Raw genomic sequence first — 15,603 nt, 5'->3', positions numbered from 1 at the left:
GACTGCCTTGAATTTGCTGCCATCGATGGCAACCAGATTTTCTCCGAACAGCCCCAGCTGCTGGCACAGCACAACGAACTGGCGGCAGACGCCGCGAATGGCCTTGCTGTTATCTTTCCGGAAGTTGGCGATGGTCTTGAAGTCGGGTATCAATCGCCCGGTTAGCCACATCAACTCGACGTTGCGTTGGGCTTCTCGCTCAAGACGTCGGCTCGACTGAATACGGTTCAGATAGCCGTAGATATAGATCTTCAGCAGGATCGCTGGGTGGTACGCAGGTCGGCCAGTTTCGGCTGGAATGACGCCTTCAAAACCTAACGCGGCAAGGTCGAGTTCATCGACGAAGACATCGACCACGCGCACCGGATTGGTATCGCTGACGTAGTCGTCGAGGCTCTCGGGAAGCAAGGTGCTTTGACCTCGGTGTTCACCCTGGATAAACCGTTTCATGGGCTTCTCTTACGATGAAATTCTCAGAAATCATAGCAAGGGTTTGTACGAGCGTTTTTACACACTCTGGGCCAGAAGCGGACATGTAAGCTGTGCAGATTCTTGATTTCATACAAAGTAGTAGGAACGGCTCACCGACGTTTGGGAGAGACTTTCTCACATATCTTCAATTGCCCAGCGAGTGATGTCCTGTTCAAACTGCTCCAGTCCAAAGCTAGCAATACGGGGAGCAAGCATTCGCACCTTGCCGAGCATCTTGTTCAGGCTTTCTGAGGGCAAGATAGCCCATTTGAGTTTCGATGAAATCTGGATCGGAATGCCGTACTCATCGAGCGCGGTCAGTAGAGGTTCGTGAAAGAGATTCTCCAACTGCTCTGCGAAAAGCGCGAAGTCTCCGTGATCAAGACCCGCCATGCCGAAGATGTCCTCCTGAATCCGGCTGATAGCCATGAAATCCCGGGGCAGCTTGTAGCACATGATGTTTCTGATGAGCTTGAGCCGTTGCCCGATGGCCTCGCTTGGTGTGCGGCCTTGATGATCTTCGTTGATGGCCTGTTGTAGATATTGAGGAAAATCCTTCTGGCCGATCCGCAGAGCGTTAATGTGCCAGTGCAGCTGTGACCCCGAATGAATGTTGTAGTCTGCAAGCTTATGGGGAAGGTGGTCATAGACCAGCTGACAGAGATACTCCTGCTGATGAGGCTCTGGAATGCCATTCCAGTTCAGCAATTCAAGGCTTCTGGGGTGTTCCCGAAGGATTCGCTCGGCAACCTCAATCTGTCGTTCGATCGGTATGTATCGATTTTCGACCAAGGTTGTTTGAGAAAGGCCAGGAGCAGAATGACCGCCGACGCGCTGAAGAGAGAGATCAGTCAGGTACTCCTTCTCAAGCTTCAGTAGCATACCCATCGGGGAGTTTTCATCTTGGAGGCCGACTGGGTACTCGACGGTCTGATCCGTCTCCACAGGAGGGCTCTCAAGCATGTACACCTTGCCGATGAAGTATTGGTTCATGCGGCCAGCACGCCCCGAGATGTTCTTGAATGTGAAATGGTCAAAGGGCGTGTTGCTGACCCGGCGATCGTAGATAATGACGCTCTCGGCTGAGGTGTTTACGCCCTCGATCATCGTCGACGTACAGATGATGTGCCGGATTACTCCCTCGTTGAATAGCTTCACGAAGTACTGTTGCAGGGCGCGGGGAACGCCCCCATGGTGGATGCCTATCCCCAAGGAAATGGCCTTGGCCACATTCCACTGGGGATGATAGTGCTCGGATATCCATTGAGCGATGGGGGCAGTGGCCTCCACTAGAGCAAATTTTCCCTCATCGATTAGCAATTGGGCGACCCGGTTGGCGCTGGCGGGTGATTGGCAGTAGATCAGCGTAGGACTGGTGATCTGAGCGCACAACTCAAGCAATTTATCCTTTCGTGCGTTGCCGTTGAACGGAAGGTTGAATGGACTTGCCCCTACAAAACCGGACACCAACTCCCCGTTAAATTGATGCTGCTGCCAAGCGCCTGAACTCCCTCGGCGAGCGGTATTTCAAAGCGCTGTGCGGATGCTGCTCGTTGTAATGCTCGAAGGCAATTGCCAGGTTGCGCAGCGCCGTTTCTCGATCCGGTTTGGGCATGTGCGCCACGTAGTCACGCTTGATCGTCTTCACGAAGCTCTCAGCCATGCCGTTGCTTTGCGGGCTGCGAACTGGGGTGGTCACCGGCTGCAAGCCGATCTGTCGAGCAAACAGGCGTGTCTGTTCGGCGGTGTACGCCGAGCCGTTGTCGCTTAGCCATTGCACCGGCGTGGCGGGCAGTTGATCACCAAAGCGCTTCTCCACGCTTTCCAGCATCAAATCGCGGATATCATCGCCGCTGTACCCGGTCGGGCTCGCGACCCAGCCGATGGCTTCGCGATCACAGCAATCCAGGGCGAAGGTCACGCTCAGTTTGGCGCCGTCCTCGCAACGGAACTCAAAGCCGTCCGAGCACCAACGCGTATCGCTGGCTTCCACCGCAATACGGCCTTCGTGCCGACGCGGCACACCGGGCTGTTTGATGCGGCGCTCAAGCAGCAAGTTGTGATCACGCATGACCCGGTAAACCCGCTTCACATTGATCGCCGGTAGCGACTGGGTTTCACGGGCGCGACGCAGCAATCCCCAGACGCGGCGGTAGCCGTATCTGGGAAGTTCGCTGACCTGTTGCTGGATTTCAACTACCAGATCAGCATCGTTCACAGGCCTGCTCCGCCGTACTTTGGGGGATGCCGATTGCTTGATTCGAACCGTTAATTGCGAGCGCGCCACACCGAGACATTCGCTGACCAGCTTCACTGGTCGTCCCCCGGCAACAAGGGTGAGTGCGCAATCCATTTTCGCGACCGGGCGATCTCCACGGCCTCTTTGAGGATTTCTGCTTCCATCGTTTTCTTGCCCAGCATCCGTTGCAGTTCACGGATCTGCTTGAGCGCATCGCTCAGCTCGGAGGCAGGTACCACGGCTTCGCCAGCACTGACCGCCGACAAACTGCCGTCTTGGTAAAGCTTGCGCCACAGGAATAGTTGGTTGGCATTGATGCCGTTACGCCGAGCCACCAACGAAACGCTCTGCCCGGGCTCAAGGCTCTCTCGAACCATGGTCAGCTTTTGCTCAGGGCTCCAGCGGCGCCGCCGCTCCCGACCCAAAAGCTCCCCACTCTTATCGTTGCTATTAGTCATAAACATAACCGTTTGCCTATCCCTTATCGTAAGGGGGAAACGGTGTCCTGTCTTTCAGGGGGCTCGTTCATTGAAGTAGTGCACGTCTACTGCAACGGTCGCAAATGTGGACGGAATGAAGTTGTATTCGTAGGCATCTAGTCCTTGGATATTCTGGATGTGCGGCCCTAGGAGATAGAACTGCGCCCTCTGCTTCGCGAGCTTGTGGAAGGCCAGACTCAGGTCGATTGCGCGGCCGTTTTCATCACCATCACTGGCGAGATCCAGCTTGTAGAATTCGTCGACAACAACGAAATCGACATCCTCCAAGTCATCACGCTGGAGCACCCTTTCCTGAGTGAGCAGGTAGACGTTGGTAACGTCAGGCACAGCCTCCTGGCTCTGGTGTGTGATCACGTTGTAGTGTGATCGGAAGCGTCTGGTTAGCCTGCGCCTGGTCTCATCAATCAGCGCGATGGTGGGCACGATCACCACGACCTTTCGGAAGTTCTTTTGCGCAAGGACAGCATCAATCACGAGGCTCTTGCCAACGCTAGTCGACGCACTCAGGACAACGTTTCTGCCTTGCGTCAGCAGGCTGAAGACATGAGCCTGTAGCCGATGGAACACCAGCCCCTTTTCAACCCCTTCGAAGCGATGCATTTCAACGGCGAGTCGGTCAGAGTACGAGATCTCGTCTATATATTTGGACATATACGGGAAAAGCCCAACAGCGCGTACCAGGCTGAACAGCAAGGACTGCTCGACCTCGTCAAACAAGGCAAGCTTATCTAGGGCGCGGATCACCAGATCACGTCCCTCCCATTCAGGGTCAGATTTATTGACGATCAAGCTGAGCTCCGAAAGTAGCGCGATCCTTGAACCGCTATCTGCGGTAAGCGACTCCAGCTTGCTTTTTACATTTTCGTAATTCATCAGCCGTACGCCCCACAAATCGAATCGAACTCTGCGATCAACTCTACGGTGCTTTGAATGGGAACTAGGTAGACCACTACGCGAACCTGATCGATTTTCGAAGTGAGCTTTCCAGTCAATGTCGTGTAGTGCTCGGTGACTTCGGCCTTGAGATTGCTGATGTACTGGGCCAGGTAGCCGCCAGCCAATGTGTTGCTGTCATAGGCAAGGAGAATGGGAAAACACAGCACCTTCAGAAGGTCTTCCGCCCTGGCGTTGCGACTGAGCGCGGCATTAAATTTTTCGGCGGTTGGCCGGTGATGCTGAGGCTCTCGTAATGTGACGATGATGTTCCTTTCAGCGATCAGCGCGGCCTTCGAAATGGTGCAGTCAAGCACCCTGCAGATCTCATCAAGGTTATCGTCCATTTTTCCCGTAAAGATCATCCTCGACAGGCCAAGCCATAGCTCATCAGGTCGCCCGCGCTCCTGCACGACATGGGCATTACCGAATTCAGAAAGCTTTCCCTGTTCTTCGAAGAAGACCTTGCATGCGATCGGTTGGCTGCCGTGTTTGCTACGCAGGATGGAGTGAAGAATCACCTCAGCAAGAAACCTCTCGCGCGGCAGTGAGGTCCCATTGATCTTGCCGACTGACTTAGCCAGTACTTCTCTGGAATGGTGCACCTGGAAATTGGCGATTTCGCTGGCACGCAGGCAGAATTCTGGAAGCCACTGAACCAAGTGCTCGGCAAACTCACGACATTGCCATCCTCAAAATCGTACTGAATATCAAAACCAGTAAGCGATCTCAAAAGACTCGCATCGGAGGCCGAGTGGAACTCGACCAAGAACGGTTCCGGCTTTGTCCGGTAGGGTTTAGCGTTGGATGCCGCATCTCGCTCCGCATCTTGGAATAGCGCCTCCAAGCGGTCACCTGCTTGCTCTCGCGTTATGACCTTATTAGCTGCCTCTGTGATCACGTTTGCGGTCGCCGCCTCGTCAGCCCACTCCAAGAACTCTGCATATATCTTTTTGCACTGACTGTGATTCGGTCTCATGCCTTGTTGCTCGGCGAGCTCGAAAAGCAGCTTCATGTTCATGGCTTCCATGGAACCCATAGCACCACACACCTGCCAGACAAAGTTGTCTGCCCAGTAGTTGAAATCGTGCTTTTGATCAGAAAGGGTCTTGGGAAATTTTTTAGCGAGCTTGGAGCCCCGTGACGTAGCCTCGTCGGGAAGAACCCGCTTTTCTAGCTCGACGGTGAAGCATCTCAAGACGTTGGCAACATCGCGCTTGGAGACGATGCGAAATCGAGCATCCCCTGGGCGTTTGTCGCACAGGAGTGATTTTTGAAACAGCGACGTATCTGGTTTGCGGTTGTCTAGCTTAGTGCTCTGATCTAGGTTCCACTTCTTGTCATCTTCCGTTGTTTTGACCTGAATGTACTCATTGATCAACGTCTCGCCCTGGTAGTAAACCGCGACGATATCATCCGCCGTTTCGCACTCAACCTGAACGTAATTGCTGTCGGCGAGCATCTTCAAGATGAAGGACGCAGCAACATGATCTTGATACTTGAAGCCTTGCCTCGCTGCAGGCCCACCCTTGTTCGATGGACGCGAAACCTTTGCCATAACATCCCTGCTTGCTGTCTCGATCGAGGTGTCGGCCACCCATGTTGGCAAAACGCTACCACATAGTTGTTCACAAGGCAGCTTGATAAATGGGGGGGGCGGGGGAGGCAGAGCTATATTAGTGGGCAAACTGACCGCATCTGGCCGAAAGCTGCTAAATGATCTTCCGCCGTCCGACCTCACGTTTTCGCTCTGTTGAGGCATCCGGCGATCCGCCGTCGGGCTCGCGGGCTGCGCCCCTCGCCTCGTGCCGAGTCGCCGCCATCCGGCTTTGATCCCTGACGTCTCCGGCCCTTGAGGGCCTGCGCGCTCCGCTTGCCTCGATCCGTGGCATGGATGGAGTGGGGGGCGGTCTTGCTGTTCCCTTTACCGTATCACGGCGTTCTCGCCGTCAAGGGCGGCGCGTGCTTTGCACGCTGGCGTCCTGGCGGCCGTCGGTGACCCCTGACAGCTGCGCTGCGCCGTGCTGGCGCCGGTTCCGGGCAATTCCGCCCGAGCAACCGGAGCACGACCATGTCGCAACTTTCCTTTTCCTCGTTCGATGCCATGCTGCTGGTGCGTGATGCACAGGGGCGCTACCTGCCGGCATCTGTAGACCAGATCCTGAGCGTGGCGCGTCAGGCGATTGATCAGAAGTACCAGCGCGGGGCGCTGTTTGACGCACCGGATGTGGTCAAAGATTACCTGAGTACCAAGCTGGTCGGTTTCGAGCACGAGGTGTTCGCGGCGCTGTTCCTGGACAGCAAACATCGGTTGCTTGAGTACGTGGAGTTGTTCAGGGGTACCATCGACCAGGCTTCAGTGTATCCGCGCGAAGTGGTGAAGGAGGCGTTACGGATTAACGCTGCGACGGTGATCTTCTCGCATAACCATCCGAGCGGGAATCCAGAGCCAAGCCAGGCGGACAAGGTGCTGACCCAGCGCCTCAAGGAGGCGCTGGCGCTGGTGGAGGTACGCACGCTGGATCACATCATCGTGGGCGGCGAGGCAACGGTTTCGTTCGCAGAGCAGGGCTTGCTCTAGCCGCAGGGGGCTTCGGCCCCCTTTTTTGCTGCGCCGTCGAATGCGGGCGGCATGGAGTCACTTGTTTTTAATCCGCTACCCGTTCCACAGCAGAATCAGCGGCCTTATCCGGCATACGCTCTTTTGGCTTTTTTTGACTACGTCGTGCTTGGCCGCGCTGCCGCTTAGCTTGCTGCTTCGCGTGCAGCGCCTGGTTCGCCGTCACCACGCCAACCGCCTGACCATTCAGGTCCATGCGTGGCGCATTCTCCGTCATGCATGCCCAGTAGCGACTTCCTCGGCACCAGATAGCGACGCCTTGCTTGAGCTGTTCCTTGGTTATTCCGAGCAGATCCAGGTGTTGCTCAGCATCTTGGAGAATCCCTTCCTTTAGCGGTACCTTGGGGGCCGGACTGACCGGGAAAGCCAATGGAAAACGCTTCTGCAACCGCCAGATTGCTTCCACCGCAGGATCTTGCTCGCGAGGCTCTGTCTTCCGAGAAGGCTTCCGCATACGCTGCTGCTTACCATCAGTCTTTTCCTGCACCTTTTCAGCTCGTAGGCGGTCTCGTAGCTCTGCTAGTTGTTCAAAACCCATCGTTCAGTTCGCAGCTTCATCGTTGATTCGTGGCGATAGGGTATCCCATGCAAACGTTTTTACACAGCCTGCTTAAGAGTGCGTGAGCGCGGCATCTGACCCGCCTGACTACTGATCGTTGTGGCTGCCACAACCGGCGGTGCCTGGGCGGATATATGTATTGCCTGCATAGCTGGTACGACTCTAGACGTTGTTGATTGCGTCCGTGAGAACGTTTGGGGTAACTGCGTGCCCGTAATGCCTCTTCCTGCTTCGCAGGGGGCTTCGGCCATCTTTGTGCTGCGCCACGGCACACATCACTTGTCGCGGAGGCGTTGGCGAAGTCGTTTTACGTAGGTGCTGTCCGCAAGCTCATCCGGCCCCAAGCCCAACGCGCAATTCGCCAACGAGGCGAGCGCGCCATCGCTGAGCCGAAAATCTTCGGGCAGAGGTCCGCCGCTCTGTGTGCTGTTTTCCTCAATGGCAGCAAACAATGCCTTGAAGAAGTCGGTTCGCGAAGGCCGCGTTCCTGTAGACGCGGCGCGGGTCAGCGGATCGGTCGCCTCCAGGGTGGCGCTATTTGCGTCCGCTGCGAGGGCTCGGACAAGCTGATCCGGCGAGGGCCAGTATTTCAGGTCGAACTGGCCGCAGAGGGCGTCCAGGCGGTCTTTCACATAGGCATTGAACAGTGAGTGGTTCCCGGCCGCCGCCTCGATCACATCGCAAACGTGATAGTGGGTGCGGCTGCTGAAACCAGAGGTTTCATGCAGCCAGGTACGCTGCTCCAGCAGCTGCGCTAACTCTGCGGCCTTTCGCCCAATTTGACGGTTGGTCTCGATGAGTTCGTCTCGCCGGTCGCGGGACTTGGCGATCTTTTCAGGGCTCCAAAAGGCTGCGGTACTCAGCAAAAGGCCCAGCAATACCCTGAGGGCTGGCGGACGCGAGTGCAGCTTCTCGTACAGCTCGCCGTAGGCTGATTTCAGTTCGAGGCCGCGAGTGAGCAGTCGATCGATAATGGCGTTCTCGCTACGCAGAATGCTGCGCTCGGTGTTGTAGCGCTTTTCGCCGATCAGGATGTTTTCGCAGACTTGCTGCGGGGTGGTGGTCTGCGCTGTAGGCATGTGTCATCCCTTATGTTGAAGTCGCTTCAGCCTATTTGACCTTGCTGGGTGTGTCGGTACCCCAAACCACATTGCTTGACCGGCTCTCAGGTACTTCAGCTGTTTGGGCATCCCCGCCTATGGCCGGGCGCGCTGTCGTGCTGTGCATCGAGCCTCGCTGCGCAAGTCTCGCCCTTTGGGTTTCCAACGTTCCCTCGCTGTGCTCGGCTAATGCCTTCGGCCCGGCTGCTCCGGGCCTGCGCGCTGCGCTTGCGAAGGCCGTTGCCCATGCTGCGGCCATCGCCTGTCGATCCGTCTTTCCCTGACTTCATCACCTTGTCGCGACTGTAGCGCGCGGCCTCGCGCCTTCAAGGCGCGCCGGGCCGTGTCCTCGGCTGCGCCTGCGGGCCGCACCATCCCGGCGCTTGCTTCCTTGATGGCACCTGTCCGCGCGCTCCTGACCGTCGCGGGCGATGAACTCAGGAAAGACGGTGGCAACGAGGCCAGCCCAGGTGTTCGTGCCGACCCCACCGGAGGAGCCGAAAGCGGGCTCCGAATCTAGGAATCCGGTGGGGGTTGAACAGCAAACCTTGTCAGAAGAACGACCATGCAACTTGCTTCCAACTTCTCGTACCGCTCCCCGGTGCTGCGCTCGGAATTCCCCTTGTCGGATGAGCAGATTCGCGCCGTGGCGCCGTCCATCTTCGCCGATGCACCGCACGAAAGCCGCTCCGAGCGCTACAGCTACATTCCCACCGCGACTGTGCTGCGGGATCTGCGCGGCGAGGGCTTCGAGCCCTTCATGGTGTGTCAGACCCGGGTGCGCCGGGACGACCGGCGCGACTTCACCAAGCACATGATCCGCCTGCGTCATGCCAGCCAGATTGATGCCCGAGGCGAGGCCAATGAAATCATCCTGCTGAATTCGCACGACGGCACCAGCAGCTACCAGATGATGGCCGGCATGTTCCGTTTCGTCTGCCAGAACGGCCTAGTCTGCGGCGACACCGTAGCGGACGCGCGCGTGCCGCGTAAAGGCGACGTGGCCGCCCAGGTGATAGAGGGCGCTTACCAAGTACTGCACGGTTTCGAGCAGGCGCAGGTGTCGCGCGAGGCCATGCGCGCTGTCACCCTGGATGGCGGCGAGGCCGAAGTCTTCGCCCGTGCCGCGCTGGCTCTCAAGTATGGCGATCACGCCAAGCCGGCGCCGATCACCGAACGGCAGGTGCTAGCCGCTCGCCGTGTCGACGATAACCGAGTCGACCTCTGGAGCGTGTTCAACCGCATCCAGGAAAACCTCATTCGTGGCGGTTTGGTCGGGCGCGGCAATAGCGGACGCCGTCAGCGTACCCGCCCCGTGCAAAGCATCGACCAGGACCTACGCCTGAACCGTGCCCTGTGGCTTCTGGCCGATGGGCTGCACCAGTTGAAAGCCTGAAGTCCGCCTGGAAGGGCCGTCAGGCGGTCGGCCCTTTCATATATTCGAACGTTGCCTTAACCGTGCGTGGTGTTCCGCCACGCGCAGTTGAATCGAAACTTCGGATCAGCCGACTGCTACCGAAGCCGCTATTGGTCCAAATTTTGAGCGATGTGCCCAACAAGCTTCAGAGGCTCGCGACTGTTCATCACGGTAAACATGAGGTCGCGTTTGCTGCGGGGGAGGGCTTGGGAGCAACGCTTGGCGGTAGCCTTTACAGCCGCATCCGTGCCGTGGAGCTTGGCTGCAAGAAGAAGCGCGATCGTCGCATCAGTCAGGGTCACAAATATCTCGCTTGAGCTGCGAAGTAACGCGGCCGTATTTTACATGTAGCCACATCTCATGGAGGAAGGAAGAGCTCGAGCGGTCCGTGAACAGCAAACATAACTGCCAACATTAGGCGTGTTGGAAGTCCAGCCAACGAGCCGCAACGAAACGCTAGTTGGCAGGCCGCTGTTACAGCGGCCTGCCAACTAACTCAGCTTACAGCCACCCCAGATACGGCTCGCCGATACAGCACCACCATCTCATCAAGCAGCGACTCGGCGGCATACAGCGTCATCTTTAGTCGCAGGTCCTGGGGATAAAACCCATCAGGTCCGCCTATCTGCTGCAGTAAATCCTTGACCATATAGGCCCGCAGCTCGGCTTCAAACAACACAGGCTGTCGTGCAGAAGCGCACGCAGCGGATGAAAGCGGCGAGGGCGCTCGTGGGCGGTGAGGGAAGGGTAGAAGTCTGGATTCACGATCAGCCATTGCTCACCTCCCAGAAGGTGACACAACAAGGGACTGCTGAATCGAGGTGGAGCGCGGGGATAAAAAGGACGTATCGCATGTTGCTGGTGCTCCTTGGACAGTTAAGGAGCCGCCATCCAGCCTTCTCACGAGCAAGGGTGGCGGACCGTGCAAGGGTGAGAACCGGCGTCCAAGGGAACCGGCCAGGCCGAAACCTGCCTCACACGGCCCGCCATAGCGTCGCTACAGCACAGTGCAAACACTGGCTGTGCGCTACGGCGCAACCGCGCCTTGGACAAACACGCCGGGTTCTCACGCCCGGTCGCGGATTTACCGCGACCGGGCCAGTCTAGCGCGGGGGTTGAGGGAGGGCAAACATGCTGGGGCGTTGTGGGGAGATGGGCGGGTTGAAGCTTGCAGAGGCAATGCCGTGGCGGTGATCTACTCGTTAAATCATCGGAGCGGGAGTCTAGAGCCGAACAGGCGGACAGGACGCTAACCAAGCGGCTGATGGAAACGCTGAGTATCATCGGGAGGTACGGACGCTGGATCACATCATCGTTCCCAGTCATGAGTGTGTCGTTGGAAAATTGGGGCTGCTCTCGGCGCTGGGTAGCTTCGGCCCCTATCCACGGTGGCGCGCTCGCCTGCCGCATCTGGGAAGACGAAGCTAAGTCGGTACTACCGCGCATTTAGGTTGAGAGAGCCGCATTAGTAAGCCTGGATCCATTCGCTGCACCGACAGCGTCCAGCCATGGGCCGTCGTGATTTCCTGACAAATGGTCAGGCCAAGACCTGCGCCATGATCTCGTCTGTGGGCGCTGCGCCAGAATCGTGTGAACAGATGCGCCAGTTGCTCCTCCTCAACCCCAGGCCCCCAATCGCGTAGCGTCAGGCTGCTAGTGTTGACTGCGACATGCACGCAGCTTCCTCGAGGTGCATGCTGAATCGCATTTTCCAACAGGTTCTTAAGCAACGTGAAGAGTGCGCCCCGGTCTGCCAACCAGTACGGCTCGTTATCGCCAGAGGTAATCAACCTCACTTCCGCCGTGTCTGCCATACGCTGCAGATAGTTCACGGCTTCGGTGGTCACCTCTCGAATGTTCACCATGGCGAACTGGTAGCTTTGTATCTCGCTCGCTTCGGCGAGGTGCAGCAACTGGTTTACCTGACGCGTCATGTGTTCCACATCGTTGAGCAATGATCTGCGTTCATCACCATCAACCATCAATGCAATCTGTGAGCGTATCAGCGTAAGCGGCGTCTTCAACTCATGGGAAGTAGTGGCAAGAAATTCCTGCTGCATGCGATAGCCATGTTCCAGCCGCTCCAGTACGTTGTTGAAACTGATCACCAAGGGGGCGATTTCGCTAGGGATGGCATCAGTCTGAAGACGAGCGTGAAGCGATCGGGGCGAAATGTCAGCGGCTGAATTCGATACGTCTCGCAGCGGCTTAAAGGTATACCTCAAGGTCACGTACACACAGGCGCTGAAAACAAAGAGCAGAGCCAGACTGAACAACGTGATTCCCATACCGGTAAAGGGCAAGGTAAATGCGCGGTAGACTAGATGCAGGAATCTCGTACTGGCGGTGAACTGCAGATACCAGGTCTGTCCATCGTGCTCTACCGCCTCGGTGGAGCCATGCATGGTCAGGCCCCTCTGCTGGAACGCGAACCTCCCAGGTATGGGCTGTCTCGCCGAGCCGCTTTCAGGCCAGATGACTTCGCTACCCGGCGAAGACAGGACCACCTTTCCCGCTGTGTCCAGCACGCGGTAAGCGGTGTCCTGCTGCAGGCTCCTGAATGCCCACTCCACATCGAAGCCAGTGATGTCGAGCCCGACAGGGCTGCCAGCGCCATCGAACAGCAGTTCAACGGCCATTTCTCTGGTGATATCCGCTACCTCCGCTTCCGAAAGAACGCCGCTCTTGTCAGCCTTAAGCGAGAAGACTGCCAACACCAGCAGGAGGATCGTCAGCGTAGCGCCAATGACGTAGGCAAGTATCACCTTAACGGCAAGACTGCTGATCCGCAGCTTCCTCACGAACCGCATGACCGAGCTACCTGACGCTGGCACCCGAGGGTTATCGCTTTAGCTGAAAGATACTTGATAGACGAACACGCAGAATGGGCGCGACTGATCATATCTACTACCGCAGCGGCGATTGCTGAGGGGTTTTGCGAGTTGCTGGTCTGCTGGCCGGGCAAATTGATCGCAGCCTGTGCTCTAAATATCTCGACATAGATCAACGGTACTGCCTCGTAACTAATATCGGCACCGGGCGGCTGACCACTCGTCGAGACAATGTTAGCCCCTGGACCACATCCGCTTTTTGCCGGCACCGGTCTGCAATGCGACTTACTGAAGCCAAGCTTAAACCTGCCACTACGGCTGAAGTAGAAGAGGTAGGCAGAAGCGCACTCAATCGGAACAGAATGGGCAGACTGAAAGGACGCATGTAACTCTCCAAGCCGAGAATGAAAAGGCGCCCCGATTATCGAAGGCTTTTTCTTACCGAACACTTACTGCATAGCCCTTAATGATTTTTCTCTAAGGGGGGCGACTAAACCGACAATCGAACGGTTTGCGTTTGCCTAATGCAGAGTTAATGGTCATGCAGAGTGGTCGAGCGCGATATTTGGCTGAGACGGTTGGGGCCACGCCCGGCTTGCCTCAACAGGATGCGTATACGCACCGTCTACTACGCGGACGGGCGCTATTTTTTTGCGTCGGATGAGCCACAAGCAGGCCGCTAGGCTTCGCTAAAGCACGTCCAGCCCATGCCTCAGGTCCGTTTGCAGCAGGCTGTGTCAGGGACGTTCTCGTGGTCGTCGGGGTGTTGACCTTGCCAGCATCAAGGAGCAGGCCGGTGAAGCCGTCACGCGGGAAGACCGAATCGGCCCATCTCCTTTGTGGGAAGGTTCGCCCCGCTGCGTCCTTGGCTTGTCGTGAATCCTGACGGTGGCACGGCTGTGCCTCGGGCTTCATGGCAGCAACCGTTCGGCGCAAACAATTTCCCCTCCGCTGCGCGCATTCCTCACCCACAAATTCTGTGCGCGTCTCGGTCCTCCACGTTGTTGCGGCCGCTGGGCGGTGCGGCCAGCCCGACCTCCGTCTGCCGGTTCACAACAAGGACGCGATGGGCGCGACCTTGGTACCCCGAAAGGAGAAATCACTATGGCCAACATCGGCACCTTCACCGCACAGAACGACGGCTTCACCGGCACTGTTCGCACCCTGACGCTTAACGTCAAGGTCAAGTTCGTTCCCAACGACAGGAGCAGCGAGAGCGCCCCCGACTATCGCATCCAGACGGCCGGTGGCTACGACATCGGCGCGGCCTGGGAGAAAGTCAGCCAGGCCGATCGGGCATACCTGTCCGTGACCCTGGATGATCCTTCGTTTCCGGCAACGATCTACGCCCGTCTGATAGAAGACGAGAACGGTACGCACAACTTGATCTGGTCGCGCAGCAAGTCGGTAGCCTGACCACCTCATCGCCCCGCCCGTTGTGGCGGGGCACTGTTACGGAACTACAGCCGAACGTGCCGGCGTCGTGAACAATGCTATCCAGCGCGCAATCCGTCCCAGAGCTCGGCCACGCCGGCGAACTCGATTCTGGCCGCTTTTTAGCTGGCTCTTCTCAGGCCTCGCTCGATCGGTCGCGCCTGAATGGGGAAAATCGTTTTATTGCAATGACGTTTTCGTGCTTTTTTTGAAAGTATTGGTGGCCGTTTCGGACAGAAACGCCAAAGCGCTTTTACATCTTTGCAGAGCCGCGCAAAACCGGGTTTCCGCTTTGGTTCCTTTACGGTTTCGCCCGTATGAGGGTTCGTGCACTTGAAGCGATGCACAAATCCGTATCGGCAGCTTGGCGGTTTCGTGCACAAACACATTCCGGCAAAAGCGTAGTTGTGACTAACCGTAAGCGGTCAGACCGCCAGTGTCTGAATCGGTGTTTCTGTCTTCTATGGACATAAGCCTGACCTATCGGATCATCGTTTAACCCCCGAGCGATGCAGGATGGCCCAGCACTGCACGTCCTTGAGTCGCGTCGCGAACAGATGGTTCGGCTGGCGCTCCGGCGTTATCGGTCTTCGCATAGCGGCCGTCGTTTTTCCGTTGCGAGCCAGGGGCGGCTATCTTGAAGCAGGGAGGTTGCCGATGGCTCATCGCAACGCCGAGCAGAAGTGTCCCACCGCGGCCTATCTCTACCTTCTGCACCTTGATGAGCATGCTCTTGCCTGGGAGTACCTGCGCAGAAACCCGGAGTACCAGCGTGACTGGCAAGACTGCATGCGCCGGGCTGCGGCCGCGCACCGCTGGGGTTTGCGCGTGCTGGAAGATCCGGGGTTGGACGCCCGCGACGCGCATCCGCTCTGGCTTGTGGAGCATCCAGGGCTGGTCCAGCTCCACCCCGACGTTTATTCCACGCCCGACGCGGCAGCATTGGATTTCTGGAACATTCCGGGCCGCAAGGGCCTAGTCCATGACGGTCGGTGTCTACGCGTGGCCACCAGTATTTCCGGATGCCGGATCAGGCTGGCAATGGCGCCTGGCCTGAAAGATGGCGACGCGTTCGTTGTCGCCATGCGCACAGGCCGCCGACCGGGGTCTCGTGCGTGCGCCATGACTGAAGCGCTGAACCAACTGGCCGCCGGCTCCCATACCACGCCACTGGCACAGAGCTTTTCTAGGCCGAGCGCCACCGCCTTGCTTGAACTGCACACTTTGCAGGCGTTGGATGCCAGCCTGGCGGGTGCCTCTCTCCGCGAGGTCGCCTTGTGCCTCTTCGGTTCTGCGGCGGTAACACAGGGCTGGCATGCCGACGCTAGTCTGCGCTCGAAGGTTCGCCGCCTGGTCCGGCGAGGCCGAAGGTTAATGCTCGATGACTATCGGCGCCTTGCACGGCTCGACCTGCAGGGTAGGGCCGTTCCGAGCCATCACCAAAACGACCCTGAGCAGGGGAGCCCAGCTTTCTGAGACTGGCTCCATCCGGCTGCACT

At 57.6% G+C, this 15,603-nt stretch carries 15 protein-coding genes; 4 read left to right on the top strand and 11 right to left on the bottom strand.

Annotated elements, in window-relative coordinates; all coding sequences use genetic code 11:
* The 6 genes from NA619_RS12425 to NA619_RS12400 form a co-directional block, all read right to left on the bottom strand.
* A partial coding sequence (locus tag NA619_RS12425; protein ID WP_255962151.1) for a transposase occupies positions 1-450 on the bottom strand: 450 nt, incomplete at its 3' end.
* A 156-nt stretch (positions 451-606) separates the two neighbouring features.
* On the bottom strand, positions 607-1,938 hold the full coding sequence (locus NA619_RS12420; protein WP_255962150.1) for a helicase-related protein: 1,332 nt from the start codon (positions 1,936-1,938) through the stop codon (positions 607-609).
* A 10-nt stretch (positions 1,939-1,948) separates the two neighbouring features.
* Positions 1,949-3,168 (bottom strand): IS3 family transposase gene (locus NA619_RS12415; RefSeq protein ID WP_423836828.1). Its coding sequence is split into 2 segments (ribosomal slippage): positions 1,949-2,823 and positions 2,823-3,168, totalling 1,221 coding nucleotides; the frame shifts between segments, so codons are not numbered across the junction.
* Positions 3,169-3,222: 54 nt separating this feature from the next.
* Positions 3,223-4,083 carry a DEAD/DEAH box helicase gene (locus tag NA619_RS12410; protein ID WP_255962148.1) on the bottom strand — a complete coding sequence of 287 codons (861 nt, stop codon included), beginning with the start codon at positions 4,081-4,083 and terminating at the stop codon, positions 3,223-3,225.
* Complete coding sequence (locus NA619_RS12405; RefSeq protein ID WP_255962159.1) at positions 4,083-4,763, bottom strand: Hachiman antiphage defense system protein HamA; 681 nt, start codon at positions 4,761-4,763, stop codon at positions 4,083-4,085. Before NA619_RS12405 ends, NA619_RS12410 begins: the two co-directional genes overlap by 1 nt.
* On the bottom strand, positions 4,661-5,701 hold the full coding sequence (locus tag NA619_RS12400) for a dsDNA nuclease domain-containing protein (RefSeq protein WP_255962147.1): 1,041 nt from the start codon (positions 5,699-5,701) through the stop codon (positions 4,661-4,663). The genes NA619_RS12405 and NA619_RS12400 overlap by 103 nt, the downstream gene beginning before the upstream one ends.
* Before the next feature lie 513 nt (positions 5,702-6,214).
* Here NA619_RS12400 and radC point away from each other — a divergent pair.
* Positions 6,215-6,724, top strand: a complete 510-nt coding sequence (gene radC, locus NA619_RS12395; protein ID WP_255962146.1) for a RadC family protein — start codon at positions 6,215-6,217, stop codon at positions 6,722-6,724.
* 67 nt (positions 6,725-6,791) lie between these two features.
* Here radC and NA619_RS12390 read toward each other — a convergent pair whose 3' ends face one another.
* Positions 6,792-7,301, bottom strand: coding sequence for a ProQ/FinO family protein (locus NA619_RS12390; RefSeq protein ID WP_131651231.1), 510 nt, complete (start codon positions 7,299-7,301; stop codon positions 6,792-6,794).
* A 296-nt stretch (positions 7,302-7,597) separates the two neighbouring features.
* The gene (locus tag NA619_RS12385) at positions 7,598-8,401 is read right to left on the bottom strand and encodes a hypothetical protein (RefSeq protein WP_255962145.1); all 804 of its coding nucleotides are present in this window, start codon (positions 8,399-8,401) and stop codon (positions 7,598-7,600) included.
* Positions 8,402-8,987: 586 nt separating this feature from the next.
* Here NA619_RS12385 and NA619_RS12380 point away from each other — a divergent pair.
* Positions 8,988-9,818 (top strand): DUF932 domain-containing protein, encoded by an 831-nt coding sequence (locus tag NA619_RS12380; RefSeq protein ID WP_255962144.1) that lies wholly within the window; start codon positions 8,988-8,990, stop codon positions 9,816-9,818.
* Positions 9,819-9,946: 128 nt separating this feature from the next.
* On the opposite strand, the gene NA619_RS12375 is transcribed toward NA619_RS12380, so the two are convergent.
* From NA619_RS12375 to NA619_RS12365, 3 genes are all read right to left on the bottom strand, one after another.
* Positions 9,947-10,141, bottom strand: coding sequence for a hypothetical protein (locus tag NA619_RS12375; protein WP_255962143.1), 195 nt, complete (start codon positions 10,139-10,141; stop codon positions 9,947-9,949).
* Between the two features lie 194 nt (positions 10,142-10,335).
* On the bottom strand, positions 10,336-10,614 hold the full coding sequence (locus tag NA619_RS12370; protein ID WP_255962142.1) for a hypothetical protein: 279 nt from the start codon (positions 10,612-10,614) through the stop codon (positions 10,336-10,338).
* A 649-nt stretch (positions 10,615-11,263) separates the two neighbouring features.
* The gene (locus NA619_RS12365) at positions 11,264-12,649 is read right to left on the bottom strand and encodes a sensor histidine kinase (RefSeq protein ID WP_255962141.1); all 1,386 of its coding nucleotides are present in this window, start codon (positions 12,647-12,649) and stop codon (positions 11,264-11,266) included.
* Between the two features lie 1,125 nt (positions 12,650-13,774).
* On the opposite strand from NA619_RS12365, the gene NA619_RS12360 reads away from it, so the two are divergent.
* Positions 13,775-14,086, top strand: a complete 312-nt coding sequence (locus tag NA619_RS12360; protein ID WP_255962140.1) for a DUF736 domain-containing protein — start codon at positions 13,775-13,777, stop codon at positions 14,084-14,086.
* A 675-nt stretch (positions 14,087-14,761) separates the two neighbouring features.
* Positions 14,762-15,580: a DNA -binding domain-containing protein gene (locus NA619_RS12355; RefSeq protein WP_255962139.1), complete on the top strand. Its 819-nt coding sequence runs from the start codon at positions 14,762-14,764 to the stop codon at positions 15,578-15,580.
* Positions 15,581-15,603 lie beyond the last annotated feature (23 nt).

This window comes from Stutzerimonas stutzeri (assembly GCF_024448895.1).
In the GTDB taxonomy this organism is placed as follows: domain Bacteria; phylum Pseudomonadota; class Gammaproteobacteria; order Pseudomonadales; family Pseudomonadaceae; genus Stutzerimonas; species Stutzerimonas stutzeri_Q.
Note: the sequence above shows the minus strand (reverse complement) of the source record. Positions and strands in the feature narration are given on the sequence as shown.